Source organism: Mucilaginibacter rivuli (genome assembly GCF_019391655.1).
Classification (GTDB): Bacteria; Bacteroidota; Bacteroidia; order Sphingobacteriales; family Sphingobacteriaceae; genus Mucilaginibacter; species Mucilaginibacter rivuli.
The window spans coordinates 207,815-222,093 of the sequence record NZ_JAHXPQ010000004.1 but is presented as its reverse complement, the minus strand read 5'-3'; the positions used below and the strand labels follow the sequence as shown (position 1 = coordinate 222,093).

The following is a 14,279-nucleotide window of genomic DNA, read 5'->3' as shown; positions in this document are numbered from 1 at the left end:
GTAGCTAAGATAAGCCGAAATGTGCAAATGAGTTAATGTGCATATATGCAAATGATGTTTTGAAGGAATTGTTTGGTTAAACCACACCCCAACCCCTCTTGAGAGGGGTTGGGGGTGTGTCCTGCAAAGCGACTCGCTTCAAATAACACACCCCGCCATCGCGCCATGCTTACCCGCGCCCCTCTCAAGAGGGGAATTAAAACAAAAGCTTATTTATTATATCCTGTTAGCGGTCAGCAAAAAAGCTTCGGCCAAAAGCGGGGAAAACAATGGTGGCCTTGTGCGGCTGCAGGGCATAGCAATTTTTGCCTGAAGCGTAGGTCAAGAGTGTGCGAAGCGGGGGCAAAAGGTTGCAGCCCAGGTTTTCCCGGCTTGTGCGGATTGGCCTGTGCGAAAGAAGCCTCTTTGCTGGCTTGATTTTTGGTTCTTTTTATCAAGAAAAAGAACAAAGGCCCGCCGCGGCCATAGCGGCTCCAACATGCAGGTCAATTACGCAAAACCCAAACATTACTTCCCCTTCTGCGCCGTCACATTCCCTGTACGCTTCAACACCCCCCAACCACTTAACTCACCCTTAACAGCACGGCGGATAGATTTGAACAGCACATAATACATTAACTGGCGCCACACAAACTTTTGCGGAATAATGTAGATGAGCTTTTTGTAATCCTCTTTCTCCATCCAGAAGGCAATGGCGCCCACGGCAAAGTCGATAAGTACAAAGGCTACGTAATAAATAAAGATCTTTTCGCGGTGGTCGCCCAGCATGCCCAAAAGCATCATCAGATCGGCCAGGGGCGAAAACAGCGGCAGAATGATCTGGAAGATCAGGATATTCGGCATGCCCACCATCCCGAAAAACTTATACTTTTTATTAAACAGCGCGTCCTTATTTTTCCAGAAGCTCTGCATCACGCCAAAGCTCCAGCGGAAACGCTGTTTCAGCAACATCTCTATCGATTCCGGCGCTTCGGTATAGGCAATGGCATCGGCGCAGTTGCGCACAATATAGCCCTGCTTTAATATACGCATGGTCAGGTCGCAATCTTCGGCCAGGGTATCGTAAGTAAAGCCCCCCGCCTTGTTAATAGCCGTTTTGCGGAAGGCCCCGATAGCACCCGGCACCACGGTAATGCTATTGATCAGGTCGAAGGCCCGGCGGTCCATGTTCTGGGCCGTAATGTATTCGATAGACTGCCATTTGGTGATGATATTATTCTCGTTACCTACCTTCACCGTACCCGCTACCGCGCCAATTTCCTCATCGCTAAAATAGGTCATCAGGTGGTACACAGCATCGTCTTTCAGCTGCGTATCGGCATCAATACAGATCACAAAATCGTACGTGGCATGGCCAATACCAAAGTTTAGCGCCGTGGCCTTGCCGCCGTTAGGCTTGGTGAGTATCTTTACTTTAGGGTGCCCCTCATAAGCTTTGCTCACCACCTGGAATGTTTTATCCTTCGATCCATCATCAATGAAAATGATCTCGAAGTTATCATACTTGGTATGCAGCAAGCTTTCGATGGTTTTGATGGCCGTTACCTCCTCGTTATACGCAGGTACGATGATGCTTACCGGGTATAGCACCGCTTCGGCCAAACGGTCGGCAGTTTCCTTTTTATTTTCGTTGTATTGGCGTGATGCTAAAATACCGATGAGCACTATCCGGCCCACCGCCAAAAATATAGCCGAGAAGAAGAGGTACAGCATAAACCAATTGCCATAAAACACGCTCATGATCATCATGCTGTACAGCGTACCCACAATACCGCTGTCGGCATCATCGCTGATGGGCGGCATCAGGTCGGCCTTGGTTTTACCTAATACTTCGGCAATGGTGGTAAACTGGTAGCCGTGGCTCTTAAAAAAATGGATAATGCCTGGTAAAGCTTTTACCGTTTCTTCGCGGGTATCGCCCCCTGCATCATGCAGCAACAACATCGATCCGGCATCTTTTTGCGCAATAACGCGTGCCAATATGGTATCCGCGGTAACGCCAGGCTCCCAATCATGCGGATCTATCGATTCGCCAATATTAATGTATTTTTCTTCGCGGCTCAACGCTACCGGTAATACCTCGGCAACGGTTTGCGGCTCAGCATCGGCGTTAAACGGCGGCCTGAACAGTATAGTGCTACGCCCTGTAATGGATTCTATCAATTTACGCGTGGCATTCAACTCCAGTTTAACCCGCTTCAAACTTATGGCCGATACATCAGGATGGAAAAACGTGTGGTTACCAATTTCGTAGCCTGCCTCAAACTCCCGCCGTAGCAGGGGTATATTCTTTTCAACCATGGCGCCTACTACAAAAAATGAGGCAGGTACATTTTCGCGTTTTAAAATATCAAGTATGCGTGGCGTAAAATCAGGGTCGGGGCCATCATCAAAGGTAAGTACTATCTTTTTTGGGGCGTAACCGTATTTACGTATCTGGTATTTGGTAGGCAGCTTTACGTAAAGCTGATCGAGAAACTTAAAGGTTTTAGGGTCGAGGTTCAGTACGATCTTGCCTGTATCGGGTACAGATACCAGGTCGAGTACCTCGCCATCGCCCGAGTAGTCAATACGGTCGTTAAGCCCTACGGTTTCCAGCTTTCGCTTATCCACCCCTGTTTTGCGTAACGAATCGATGGATAAGCTCTTATCAAAAAAGCTCCACAGGCGCGGGTCTTCGGTACCTATGCGCCAAAGCGCTATTCCGCCTGTTGACCAATCATCGGCCATGCGGATGATGTTGAAATTGGTTATCGCGTCGGTAAAAAACACCGAGTGGGTTATACTATCCTGCGCCAGGTATTTATAGCTCAGGTTACCCGATTGTTTATTATATGATATTTTGCTCGAGTGCTCATGCGCGGTACTGATGGCTTGCTGGTATGACATCGGTTTGCCAATACTATTTTCGGGCCAGTCGTACCCGTAAGCGCCAACTACTAAAATTATCTTTTCGCTGGGCACCTGGCTGCAAACATCATCTAATGTTTGCTCCACCCATCGCTGATCTGATATATCGCCGGCGTTGCTCGATTCGGTGTGCTGGTCTATCGCGAAGATGAACAGGTAATCATTAAATTCCTGTAATGATTCTACATCATAGCCATCATCGGTAGCGTTAACATTTTGCGTTACCAATAGCTTTTTTTCGTGCAGGGTGGCGTAAAGTTCTTTTTCAAAAGCCACATAATTTACATCGTCGCGGTCTTTAATATCTTCTAACTCAAGGTTAAGGCCCTGCAAGTGGTTTTTAACCAGCTTATTGGCAATGTCGTTAATGAAAATGGTACGCTTTTTTTTGTTTTTGATAATCCGGTAAACATCCTTCGAATCAAGGTAGCCAGAAACATTATTTACATTGATATAATTTGAAAGCGAAATGATGATAGGCTTTTTATACTTTTTGTTCAGTTTCATCAGGCCCGTATCAAGGTGGGCCGTGATGGTATCTTTACCGGGCGTCATCACAAAACCCTCGCTCACTATCATATCCAGTTTGCCAATATGGTCTATCAGTGAGTTATAGGCCTGCGTTTCCCAGGGGCGGTAAAAACCGGCGTTGATACGGCTTTTATTGCTGGGGTGCTTTAATTGGTGCAGTTTAAGATCGCGGCGTAACTCCTGTATTTCAGCTTCCTGTAATTTAAAATCCTTAAATTTTTTGGAATGCTTAAGGGCGTCAAGTTCTTCTTTAGATAACTTTTTGGGTGCCGAGTTGAGGTTGGGCAGCGATGGGTATTGCTGCGATGTAATGGTAATTGCAGCGCCAATAAGGCCTGCTATTAATAATACAATGAGTAACCGGCTTAACCACTTAAAACGCGTCCATCTTCCCGGGGTATCGGCCTGAAAAACCTGCTTACCTGACATTAATACTTTTTAATTTTAGGCAAAATTAATGAGTTACGTGCAATTATTTCCCGGCCTGATCGATATTGGAAAAATCGACACCGCATTTACAATTTGATCCGCAGCCTTTTTTTGCAAAAACACTATTGTAAATTACCCTGCCAACATAAAATAAGGCGGCAATAAAAAGTAAAATAACAATGGCTAATTGAAAATTCATGTCACAAATTTAATACTATTCTGATACTATATACAAAAACGTTTATTATTTGATTTTATTTTTGAATTAGCCCGGCACCTAACCAATAGCTGCAGCCAGAAACCGTGGGATAATGGTATTATAGGTAAGCAGTAGTTTATCGGGCTGGTTAAGGTTTCCCAGTATCTCGTTGTATTTTTCAATGCCGTACTCTTCAATCATGTGGTTTTTATAATCATCGGTCAGCATGCGTTCCTTCATATCAACCGGGTCAACTTCGGGGTGGTATTGTGTAGCGATGAAATACGGGTTAAACCTGATGGCCATTAACGCGCGCGGGTTCGTTGGGTTGGTACGTTCCCGTTCAATTGTTAACAGGGTAGCGCCTATTTCTTTAAAGCGTTGCATATCAGGGTTAACTACCTGCCACTCGCGCGAATCGAATATGTAATAATTGTCGGCCAGGCCATTAAAAACATCGTCGGCTTTACCTGCTTCGGTTTTAATAGTCGACATAATACCATACGACTCGCTGGTACGCTGGTTTACATCGCCCAGTTTATACCTGCGGCATAACAGTTGGAAAGAATGGCATACAAAAAACACGTGCTTTTTATTGGATGCTTCCGATTGGTTATGCGCGTCAATATCATCAACCAGTTTCCAGTACTTGGTTTCCCACTCAGAGCCTTCGCTATCTATCGGGCTGCCAGGGCCGCCGCTTGATAGGTATACATCGAAATCTAATCCCGGAGCTTCATTTTTCCCGCGGAGGTCGAATACATCAGCCTTTATATTTATCCCATTGGCATCCCCAAAAGTTTTTAAAATATGTTGGAATGATGATATAGCCTGGTTGGGATAATCATCGTACAGATCAATAATGGCTGCTTTTATCTCACGCATATTGAGCCTAATATAATCATTTAAGCCAAGATGCTAAAATTCAACATGCGCCCTGATAGAAAACACATTAACCGGGCCACGGTCTGTATTATAAGCAGGGTTTTGTACAAACTGGTAATCGCCCGAGAGGAACAGGTTTTTATTGATCTGGGCACTGTAATACGCTTCCACAATTTTTTCGGTAGCATAGTGTGGTAACTTACCGTCGCCAATAATAAAACCGTAGCCCCCTGCATTTAAAAACGCGCGATGATCATCCGATATTCCGTTGATAACGCCTGCCAGGCCAAAAACATCGTTGGGCCTCTTCCATTGCGCACCGGTATAGTTCAAGCCCGCGCTTATGGTTTGATCAATTTCGGTAAAGGCCCAGGTAGCGGTTTTACCATCGTTCCAGCCTATCCTGAAAAATACACCCAGATTATTATTTAACTCCTGCTCTCCGTTTATACCGAAGCCATATTTTACGCCGCCGTAGTTTTTGCCGTTTATTACATCCAGCGTAGGGTCGTTCTGTATTACATCGCGGTATGCGGGCGCTTTGGTCACATTCCTGAAAAGTAACAGCCTGATAGCGCCCTCATGCTTGTTGAACTCCAAATTTTTGGTGATCTCGGCGGTTTGGCTGTAGCTTTTAAAGTAATCATAATCAAATTCGGGGCCGTTGGCATAGCTTGGCTCTAAAGTACCAGCCACCCTGGCCGACCACTTTGGTGTAACATACTCTAACACTATACCATCGGTATAGCCACGGGTATTGGCTGCGTAATCCCAGGCACCGTTGCTCATCAGGCTCCAGTTGATAAACTGGCTGCGCGGATCATGGCTGTAATTGTTATTATCAAAAAAGTCTGACACGGCAAATTTGCCCGCGGTTATCACAATGCGTTTTCTGGGTACGTATTCTTTTAATTGATTTACATCAGATGGTACTAAGTCTTCGTCCTCGCTCAACGGGATATATTGTTTATAATACAGTCTGCCTAAGTACAATGCTGGCGCAGGGCTGCCTATTCTGAAGGTTTCGCCATTAACAAAACCGGCAATACCCCGTGCAGAACTTACCCCGCTGCCACCGGAAACCTCTGGGTTAAAATACAACGATGCACCTTTCCACAATTTGCGGCCAACAAATAAGGTTGTGGTAATGGAGAGCGCTTCTTCGGCTGCCGGGTTCAGGCTGTTATCGCCTGTGTAGGGCGCGGTAAATGCGGTATGGCTTTGGTCTATCACCGTCATCTGGAAATGCATGTTCCATTTCTCTGTCGAGTCGGCCGGGTGCCATGGATGCTCTTGCGCTATAGCTTTTATGCCGCATAGGGCTATTATAATAAAAAGTAGGTGTTTTTTCATTGCAACGATTATGATTTGCGAAATTATGCACAGGTTTTAGATTAAGACAAAAAAATATCTTTTGTTTTATTGGTATGACAGGAATGCTTTAAATGTTTTTTTCAAAACAGGTAAAAATTAATTGCTAAACATCAATTAATCACTATTTTTGCTGCAATATATTTTAGATATGAAACATCAGCACACAGAAGAAAAAAATTACGATTACCTGTATTACGTTATCGGTTTGTTTTTTGGTTTACTAACAGGCGCCGTATTGGAAAAAGGATTTATCTATATCCCTATTGGCGGTGTGGTTGGTTTACTAACTGCAGCTTTCTTTTTAAAAGTGCTGGTTAAAGGCCGCGAAGATAAATAGTACTAACCGTACTTTATAATACACGCCGGTTTATGATACTTTGTATTGTAAACCGGTTTTTTATTTTTAGAACATCCTACTAAAAAACAAAAAGCCCCCCAGACTTGCTCCGGGGGACTTTCAACCTAAACCTTATCACAATTAAGCCGGTAAGTTTACCGACTCGCTGTACTTAATACAATTTCTGTACCAAAGCGTGTTGGGCTGTGCCAAACTTTGTGGTTTTTAATATAAGAATGCTTTTATTGACACCTGTATGATAGTTTATCGCAGTTATCCGTCAGGCATGTACTACAATGATGTTCCGTTTGCCATACAGTTATTGTTGTGGTGTAGCATTTGTCAGCTTTTTGCGCAAATAATTGTCCAGTAAAAACAATCCCAATATCAAATCGACGAATAAAAAAGCGTACACTGTAGTGCTGCTGATCAAACCGGGTAACTGAGGCATGGTAAAATTAATAACAGGCGCGCTGTTACCTCCGGCAGACCAATTAACCTGCGAAAGCGTAAACACCAATAACGCAACAATGGTAAATGCAAAAAACATCCCGATACCGCGTATGATGTTTTTGTTGACAGTAGCTTTCAGCGGCTTCATGGCATTTTCTGTGCGGATGGTTTCCATCACATTATAAGCAAAGGCCATTGATGGCTCATCAAGCTCAATATTGGTAAACTCAGCGTTAAGCAACAATAGTTCTTTGTATTTTTTGCTGTACACCTCATCGGTAGCTATTAAGGTAGCAATACTTTCTCGCTCTTCGGCGGTGCAGGTACCATCAATATAATTCCACAATTTTTCTTCTATCGTATTCATATCAGCTCCTTTGCTTCGTGTTTAAGGGTATGCTCCAACTTTTCTTTTAAACGCTGACGCGCCCTGAATAGTTTAACCTTAACGGTATTAGCCTCCATGCTCATAGCTTCGGCTATTTCTTCTAATGATTGCTCCCCTTTATAAAACATCGTGATGATCATCGCATCATCGGGCAATAATTGCGCGATGGCGCGGTTCACATAATACGACCGCGACTTTTGCTCGGCCAAATTATTCTCCAATCCCGATGATTGATTCTCCAGTTGAATATAGGTGTTCTCATCATCAATAGAGGTAGTATCAACCCTTTTTTTGCGCAAAAATGTCATAGCCGTTGTATAAACAATGGTATACAACCAGGTACTAAATTTTGATTGCCCGCTAAAACCAGCCAGTGCACGGTAGGCTTTAACAAAACAATCCTGCGCAATCTCTTCGGCATCCTCTCTGTTCTTGGCAAAACGCAAGGCAAGCGTAAATACAAACCGCTGGTGGCGCTTTATCAGGATGGCGTATGCCCCCTGGTTACCGGCCAGCGATTGTTCTATCAGTTCTATATCTGTCAGCTTGCTTTGCATTAATGTTATCTCTGACGCGTGTATCCGGTTTGAGGTTACACTTAAATATACATTAATTAATAGCAGCCTTTTATATAGGATGTAAAATCAATTTGAAATTATTTTGTAACCCGGTGTAACCTGTTTAAAAATGAGGTAGTCATAGCTTTCAAATAACACAAAAACAAAACATTATTTATATAAACTTTTTAATTTTAAAACTATGGACTCTCACAATTTAGCACTACTGATACCTATCCTGGTACCCATCAGCCTTTTCGCTATGATATTCGGCATTGTACACTTACACAAAAAAGAAAGAATGGCCATGATAGAGCGCGGCATGGACCCCAGGGCCTATAAATCGCAACCGGCACCATTTCAATATTTAAAATGGGCGTTTCTGTTAATGGGCGCGGGTTTAGGCTTGTTCCTTGCAAACATACTCGATCATACCCTAATGGCAAACCTTAACCACACCGGCGACCCTGACAACCCGGCTATTTATTTTTCATTAATAGCAATATTTGGCGGTTTAGGTTTATACACCTCATACCGCATCGAGAAAAAAGAAACTATCGATAAGAAGGACAACAGGCTGGAAGAATAATATTAGTCCATAGCCCATGGTCGATAGTCCATAGTTTTCCCTGGTATTACCATGGTCTATGGACTATCGACTATCTTCTTTTTATATGCGCCCCACTATCGCCACCGTAAGCCTGCTGATGCAATTCATTTTACCACGGTCGTCATACATCTTAATATCCCAAACATGACTTTTGCCGCCAATATGTATTGGGGTACAAATACCCGTTACCTTGCCTGTTTTTACCGGGCGTAAATGATTAGCGTTTACCTCCTGCCCAACAGCCATATACTTTTCCTGATCAATAACCAGGCTTGATGCAATACTTCCCAGGGTTTCGGCCAGCACTACCGATGCGCCGCCATGTAAAATACCGAAAGGTTGATGTGTCCGTGCATCAACAGGCATGGTAGCTTTAATATAATCATCGCCAATTTCGATAAACTCAATGCCAATTAAAGCGCCAATATGATTTTTAGGCCGATTGTTAATATCGCCTATTGTAGGGTTGCCAAACCATAGCTTGCTCATAAATAACGCTCCTTTACTATTTGTATGTGATGGTGCTCATGCCCGGCAATAATGTATAACAAGGCATTTACCGTAACATAATTGCCATTAGCCAGCCCGCCACGTTGTTTTTCTTCGGCATTCAGGTTTTTCAGCAAGTACATGTTTGCCTGCCTCAAGGTTTTAAACTCTTCGGCAAGGTCATCAAGCGAACGTTCGTTAAAACGGGAGTAGGTCATGTAATCATCCTGGTCAAAACCCTGCAGTTCCAAACTATCGTTCCGCGCAAAACGCAGGGCACGGTAGGCCATAACCCGTTCTGTATCGGCCATATGGCCCCATACTTCTTTAATGGTCCACTTGCCGGGGGCATAGGCATAACCGGCTTTATCGGCAGGCATGTTTTTAGCCAACTGGTAAGTGCTTTCCATTTGTTCTTCCAAAATTTTAATGATATCGCCGTTGCCTACCTTGCTGATGTAAGTGGCATAAAATGGCACGTATTCTTCTGGCCCGGGTTTATTCATGGTAAGTGGTTTGGTTTTCTAATATGATACGGAAGGTGCTGCCTTTGCCTACTTCGCTGTCTTTAACAAAGATCTGCCCGTTGTGGTAATTCTCTATGATGCGTTTAGTGAGCGATAGCCCAAGGCCCCAACCCCGTTTACGTGTAGTATACCCGGGCTGAAATACGGCTAAAAATTTTGAACGGGGTATCCCTTTACCCGTGTCGCTGATATCGATAAAAACCTGCCGCTTTGTAGCATGTGCAGATATTTCAACCCGTATGTTCCCTGTTTCGTCAATAGCGTTAACTGCATTTTTTAGCAGGTTTTCCAACACCCAATCAAACAGCGGGATGTTTAAACCTGCTTCAAAAGTTTCATCCCCAACCAGTTCAAAGTGTATTTTATTGCTTACGCGGACTTTAAAATAATCAACATAATCCTTTACCACGGCATAAACCGGGTGCAGTTCAAGCTTGGGTTTCGAACCTATTTTTGAAAAACGGTCGGCTACTATCTCCAGTCGCTTCACATCGTTCTCCATTTCGGCGATAAGCGGGTCATCCTCGGCATTAAACTTATCCTTCATCAGCTCTATCCATGCCATAAGCGATGATATTGGCGTACCCAACTGGTGCGCGGTCTCTTTGGCTAAACCTACCCAAACCTGGTTCTGTTCTGATTTTCGCGAAGTATTGAAGGCCGTATAAGCCACCAGTAAAAATACCGCGATAACCGATAGCTGGATATAAGGGAATACCTTTAATTGAGTAAGTAATACCGAATCCTGGTAATAAACCAGCCAATACTGGTTGCTAAAAGTATTTATCCTGATCGGTTCGTGCTGGCTTTTCATATAATCGAGCTGCGCTCTGAAATATGATGTATCGGATTTTAGTGGCTTTTTACCCGGACGCTGGTTATCGGCCGATTGCGGCATCCATGTTTTGGTAGAATCCAAACCCTTAGCGGTCACAAAATCTCCTTTTTCATCAACAACAATAGCCGGTACCGATAAACTGTCGCGAACGGATGTTACATAAACATACGAGTCGTTATCATCTATCTGGAACAATTGTTTCATGCTTAGTGCCCATACTTGCGCACGGGTACGTTCGGCGCGGGCAATGCCCTTTACCAAAAAACGGGTATATAATAACGAGCCACAGGCAATTACCACCGCGAATGCAAGCAGTAAATATTTCCAGCGCCGTTTCTGTTCGTATGGATTCATTAGCAGTCCAAATTAGTTATTTATATCTCATTATTTCGAATTTCGGATTTTCAATTTCGAATTTTTAGGACCTTTAATTTTAATTTGTGACATTCTATACAGTCTTTAAGCAAAATAAATTCGAAATCCAACATTCGAAATTCGAAATCCAAAGTATCTTTGCGCCTATGTCCAATTCTAAAGTCCGCGTTCGTTTTGCGCCAAGCCCAACCGGTGGTTTGCACCTTGGTGGTGTACGTACCGCATTGTTTAATTACCTGTTTGCAAAGCAACAAGGTGGCACTTTTGTTTTACGTGTTGAAGATACCGACCAAACCCGCTTTGTTGAAGGCGCCGAACAATACATTTTAGATTGCCTTGCCTGGTGCGGCATTACACCCGACGAAGGCCCGCATACAGGTGGCCAATACGCCCCATACCGCCAAAGCGAGCGTAAAGCCATCTACCGCGAGTATGCCGAAAAGTTAGTAGCACATGGCCATGCCTACTATGCTTTTGATACCCCCGAAGAGCTGGATGCCAAACGCAAAGAAGTGCCAAATTTTCAATATGGTCATTTCCACCGCAGCGAATTGCGCAACTCTATCTCACTAACAACGGGCCAGGTAGAGCATTTATTGGATGCAGGTGTGCCACATGTTATCCGCCTTAAGGTACCCGAAGATGAAAGCGTTCGCTTTAACGATATGATACGCGGCGATGTGGTTTTTGAGACCAACCAGGTTGATGATAAAGTATTACTAAAGGCCGACGGTATGCCAACCTATCACTTAGCCGTGGTGGTTGATGATTACCTGATGAAAATAACCCACGCTTTCCGCGGAGAGGAGTGGCTGCCATCTGCCCCTGTACACATTTTGTTATGGAAATACTTAGGCTGGGCCGCCGATATGCCGCAATGGGCACACTTACCATTGATATTAAAACCCGATGGGCACGGAAAACTCAGCAAGCGCGATGGCGCCAAATTTGGCTTCCCGGTATATGCCATGGATTGGAAAGACCAGGTTACCGGCGAAACCACACCGGGATTCCGCGAAATGGGCTTTTTACCCGAAGCTTTCATTAACTTTTTAGGTATGCTGGGCTGGAACCCCGGCACAGATCAGGAAATATTTTCGCTTACCGAATTGGTGGAGAAATTCTCGATAGAGCGCATCAATAAATCGGGCGCCAAGTTTGATTTTGAGAAAGCCAAATGGTACAATGCCGAGTGGATAAAAAAGCTAAGCGCTGAAAGCTTAAAGCTTAAAGTGAAAGCGGTTTTGGAGGATAAAGGTGTGGCTATAGCCGATGATGAATTGCTTTTGAAAGTCATTGAAACTGTTAAAGACCGTTGCACACTTTTAACCGATTTTTACCAGCAAAGCGTATACTTTTTTGAAACGCCAAAAGAGTACGACCTTAATGCTGTAAAACCAAAATGGACGGATACCAAAACAGATTTCTTCGGCACCTTAATTACCCGCTATGCCGAACTGCCAAACTGGGAAGCCACACAACTGGAGATAGATTTTAAATACCTGTGCGAAGAAACAGGTTTTAAAATTGGCGATGTGATGCTGCCTTTCCGTATTATGCTGGTTGGCGGCAAATTTGGCCCTCATGTTTTTGATATAGTCGCTTTGCTGGGTAAAGAAGAAACTATTATCCGTATTGAAAAGGCTTTGGTAGCTTTTACAGCATAGTTCAAACAAGCAGCCCATAATAACTGTTGCATATTTAACTAAAACGTAAAATATGCAATGGTTTGGCGGACGCGAAAGCAATAATGTAGAACAGGGCAGCAGCAGTGGCGGCCGTGGTTTAGCCCTTGGCGGCGGAATTGTTGGGATAATTGGCTTTGTTATTTACCTGTTTACAGGGGTAAATATTTCGCAATTAGGCTCCGGCGGGCAGGATAGCCAGCAGGTAAATACGCGGGTAACGGAAGACCAAAATATGGAGCAAAAGTTCAGCCGGGTGATCTTTGCATCAACCGAAGATGTTTGGGACAGTATTTTTACCGCCCAAAACCAAACGTATACAAAGCCCACTTTACATTTTTATTCGCAGGGAGTTGATGCTTCGGGCTGTGGTTTTGCCAGTTCGGCAACGGGCCCGTTCTATTGCCCTGCCGATCAGAAAGTATACCTGGACCTTTCCTTTTTTGATGAACTGAACAACAAGTTCCAGGCCCCCGGCGAATCGGCAGAAGCTTACGTTATAGCGCATGAGGTTGGGCACCATGTACAAAACCTGTTAGGGATATCCGCTAAAATGGATCAGGCACGCAGCAGCATGAGCGAAACTGATTTTAATAAACTATCAGTAAAATTAGAGCTGCAGGCAGATTTTTATGCCGGGCTTTGGGCACATTATGTATCCAAAGGCATCAGCAAAGGTGTGATGATAAAGCGTGCCGATATTGATTCGGCATTAGTTGCCGCCCATGCCATTGGCGACGACAGGCTGCAAGCAAAGTATCAAGGCCATGTTTCGCCCGATAGCTTTACACATGGCACATCCGCACAGCGGGCTTACTGGTTCAAAAAAGGTTATGATACCGGCGACATCCGGCAAGGCAATACCTTTGCCGATAGTGACCTGAATTAATCCGTCGTTGTTGGCACGTGTTCGCGTGGTACACCGTGCTTACGGTTTATGCGGTACATTAACATCAGCATCAGGTTGTTTTTGTCGTTACTTTGGTTGGGGATATAGTTGTATTGATTGATCCACCCAGCCTGCACTATCCATGATCTGTCAAACTGGTAACCAGCAGCGGCCGATATGCGGTTACGCTCAAAGTTAGGCTCCACATTGTTTAAAAACACCTCATCAAATAATGATAGGAAATAAGTTTTTGCTTCTATTTTAGTTTTATTGAGTGGAATAAAAACATTTATCCGGTAGCGAAAACGGTTCCTGTAATTACCATTTACCCAACGCTGCTCCACACGGTAACGGTGCTCTAATTTTAAACGGTATAAAAACTGGGTAGTAGTTATTTGTTCCCATAAGCGGGTTTCAGTTGTTAACGGGCCCAGATCAAGGTCGCGGTAATCATAAGTAGTGTAACGACCAGTACCTACCAGTGCGGTAAAATTCTTGTCAATATCATAACTTATGCCTGCCTTTACCTCATCATACATAAAGTTGCTAAACACATTGTTTGCGCGTAACTGCAACTCGGTATAACCGCCCCACTTATGGCTGCTATCACCGGGTAAAACTATAGTGCCTATTCCCCATGTGCCCCATGGCGTACTTTGAGCAATAGCTTTTGACGATAAAAGCAGGAGTAACAAACAGCAGCGTAGATTTTTGCCCATATTAATTTAGTGTTAATTAATGCGGCGAAAATATAAAATTTATAATTACTTAATAATGATGTTTTAAAATACCTTTTTGATATC

At 44.0% G+C, this 14,279-nt stretch carries 14 protein-coding genes; 4 read left to right on the top strand and 10 right to left on the bottom strand.

All coding sequences use genetic code 11. The annotated features are described in order from the left end of the window. Positions 1–507: 507 nt before the first annotated feature. From KXQ82_RS10850 to KXQ82_RS10835, 4 genes are all read right to left on the bottom strand, one after another. Positions 508–3,870 carry a trifunctional glycoside hydrolase family 18/polysaccharide deacetylase/glycosyltransferase family 2 protein gene (locus KXQ82_RS10850; protein ID WP_219488382.1) on the bottom strand — a complete coding sequence of 1,121 codons (3,363 nt, stop codon included), beginning with the start codon at positions 3,868–3,870 and terminating at the stop codon, positions 508–510. 43 nt (positions 3,871–3,913) lie between these two features. After that, positions 3,914–4,069: a FeoB-associated Cys-rich membrane protein gene (locus KXQ82_RS20025; protein ID WP_219488380.1), complete on the bottom strand. Its 156-nt coding sequence runs from the start codon at positions 4,067–4,069 to the stop codon at positions 3,914–3,916. Positions 4,070–4,147: 78 nt separating this feature from the next. Next, on the bottom strand, positions 4,148–4,954 hold the full coding sequence (locus KXQ82_RS10840) for a glutamine amidotransferase-related protein (RefSeq protein ID WP_255563618.1): 807 nt from the start codon (positions 4,952–4,954) through the stop codon (positions 4,148–4,150). Between the two features lie 33 nt (positions 4,955–4,987). Then, positions 4,988–6,307: a carbohydrate porin gene (locus tag KXQ82_RS10835; RefSeq protein WP_219488377.1), complete on the bottom strand. Its 1,320-nt coding sequence runs from the start codon at positions 6,305–6,307 to the stop codon at positions 4,988–4,990. Positions 6,308–6,476: 169 nt separating this feature from the next. Here KXQ82_RS10835 and KXQ82_RS10830 point away from each other — a divergent pair, with 169 nt between their 5' ends. After that, a complete protein-coding gene (locus tag KXQ82_RS10830) occupies positions 6,477–6,665 on the top strand; it encodes a hypothetical protein (RefSeq protein ID WP_219488375.1) in 189 nt (62 codons plus the stop codon). 319 nt (positions 6,666–6,984) lie between these two features. Here KXQ82_RS10830 and KXQ82_RS10825 read toward each other — a convergent pair whose 3' ends face one another. Both KXQ82_RS10825 and KXQ82_RS10820 read right to left on the bottom strand, forming a co-directional pair. Next, the gene (locus KXQ82_RS10825) at positions 6,985–7,485 is read right to left on the bottom strand and encodes a hypothetical protein (protein ID WP_219488374.1); all 501 of its coding nucleotides are present in this window, start codon (positions 7,483–7,485) and stop codon (positions 6,985–6,987) included. Beyond that, positions 7,482–8,063, bottom strand: coding sequence for an RNA polymerase sigma factor (locus KXQ82_RS10820; RefSeq protein WP_219488372.1), 582 nt, complete (start codon positions 8,061–8,063; stop codon positions 7,482–7,484). The genes KXQ82_RS10825 and KXQ82_RS10820 overlap by 4 nt, the downstream gene beginning before the upstream one ends. Before the next feature lie 202 nt (positions 8,064–8,265). Here KXQ82_RS10820 and KXQ82_RS10815 point away from each other — a divergent pair, with 202 nt between their 5' ends. Continuing rightward, complete coding sequence (locus KXQ82_RS10815) at positions 8,266–8,652, top strand: DUF6249 domain-containing protein (protein ID WP_255563616.1); 387 nt, start codon at positions 8,266–8,268, stop codon at positions 8,650–8,652. A gap of 81 nt (positions 8,653–8,733) precedes the next feature. Here KXQ82_RS10815 and KXQ82_RS10810 read toward each other — a convergent pair whose 3' ends face one another. The 3 genes from KXQ82_RS10810 to KXQ82_RS10800 are packed head-to-tail and all read right to left on the bottom strand — an operon-like array spanning position 8,734 to position 10,881. Beyond that, positions 8,734–9,162 (bottom strand): hotdog fold thioesterase, encoded by a 429-nt coding sequence (locus tag KXQ82_RS10810; RefSeq protein WP_219488371.1) that lies wholly within the window; start codon positions 9,160–9,162, stop codon positions 8,734–8,736. Continuing rightward, positions 9,159–9,668, bottom strand: a complete 510-nt coding sequence (locus KXQ82_RS10805; protein WP_219488369.1) for a DinB family protein — start codon at positions 9,666–9,668, stop codon at positions 9,159–9,161. Before KXQ82_RS10805 ends, KXQ82_RS10810 begins: the two co-directional genes overlap by 4 nt. Beyond that, a complete protein-coding gene (locus KXQ82_RS10800; RefSeq protein WP_219488367.1) occupies positions 9,661–10,881 on the bottom strand; it encodes a sensor histidine kinase in 1,221 nt (406 codons plus the stop codon). Before KXQ82_RS10800 ends, KXQ82_RS10805 begins: the two co-directional genes overlap by 8 nt. A 167-nt stretch (positions 10,882–11,048) precedes the next feature. Between KXQ82_RS10800 and gltX the strand changes: the two genes are divergently transcribed. Further along, positions 11,049–12,569: a glutamate--tRNA ligase gene (gltX, locus tag KXQ82_RS10795; protein ID WP_219488365.1), complete on the top strand. Its 1,521-nt coding sequence runs from the start codon at positions 11,049–11,051 to the stop codon at positions 12,567–12,569. Positions 12,570–12,621: 52 nt separating this feature from the next. Beyond that, positions 12,622–13,476, top strand: a complete 855-nt coding sequence (gene ypfJ, locus KXQ82_RS10790; RefSeq protein ID WP_219488363.1) for a KPN_02809 family neutral zinc metallopeptidase — start codon at positions 12,622–12,624, stop codon at positions 13,474–13,476. Here the strand turns inward: ypfJ and KXQ82_RS10785 are convergent. Next, positions 13,473–14,195: a DUF2490 domain-containing protein gene (locus KXQ82_RS10785; protein ID WP_219488361.1), complete on the bottom strand. Its 723-nt coding sequence runs from the start codon at positions 14,193–14,195 to the stop codon at positions 13,473–13,475. The genes ypfJ and KXQ82_RS10785 overlap by 4 nt on opposite strands. Positions 14,196–14,279 lie beyond the last annotated feature (84 nt).

Excerpts from the sequence above, each read along its gene's own strand:
- KXQ82_RS10815 (WP_255563616.1), top strand. The coding sequence starts at position 8,266 with ATGGACTCTCACAATTTAGCACTACTGATACCTATCCTGGTACCCATC.
- KXQ82_RS10830 (WP_219488375.1), top strand. The coding sequence starts at position 6,477 with ATGAAACATCAGCACACAGAAGAAAAAAATTACGATTACCTGTATTAC.
- KXQ82_RS10835 (WP_219488377.1), bottom strand. The coding sequence starts at position 6,307 with ATGAAAAAACACCTACTTTTTATTATAATAGCCCTATGCGGCATAAAA.
- KXQ82_RS10825 (WP_219488374.1), bottom strand. The coding sequence starts at position 7,485 with ATGAATACGATAGAAGAAAAATTGTGGAATTATATTGATGGTACCTGC.
- ypfJ (WP_219488363.1), top strand. The coding sequence starts at position 12,622 with ATGCAATGGTTTGGCGGACGCGAAAGCAATAATGTAGAACAGGGCAGC.
- KXQ82_RS10785 (WP_219488361.1), bottom strand. The coding sequence starts at position 14,195 with ATGGGCAAAAATCTACGCTGCTGTTTGTTACTCCTGCTTTTATCGTCA.
- KXQ82_RS10850 (WP_219488382.1), bottom strand. The coding sequence starts at position 3,870 with ATGTCAGGTAAGCAGGTTTTTCAGGCCGATACCCCGGGAAGATGGACG.
- KXQ82_RS10800 (WP_219488367.1), bottom strand. The coding sequence starts at position 10,881 with ATGAATCCATACGAACAGAAACGGCGCTGGAAATATTTACTGCTTGCA.
- KXQ82_RS10810 (WP_219488371.1), bottom strand. The coding sequence starts at position 9,162 with ATGAGCAAGCTATGGTTTGGCAACCCTACAATAGGCGATATTAACAAT.
- gltX (WP_219488365.1), top strand. The coding sequence starts at position 11,049 with ATGTCCAATTCTAAAGTCCGCGTTCGTTTTGCGCCAAGCCCAACCGGT.
- KXQ82_RS20025 (WP_219488380.1), bottom strand. The coding sequence starts at position 4,069 with ATGAATTTTCAATTAGCCATTGTTATTTTACTTTTTATTGCCGCCTTA.
- KXQ82_RS10805 (WP_219488369.1), bottom strand. The coding sequence starts at position 9,668 with ATGAATAAACCCGGGCCAGAAGAATACGTGCCATTTTATGCCACTTAC.
- KXQ82_RS10840 (WP_255563618.1), bottom strand. The coding sequence starts at position 4,954 with ATGCGTGAGATAAAAGCAGCCATTATTGATCTGTACGATGATTATCCC.
- KXQ82_RS10820 (WP_219488372.1), bottom strand. The coding sequence starts at position 8,063 with ATGCAAAGCAAGCTGACAGATATAGAACTGATAGAACAATCGCTGGCC.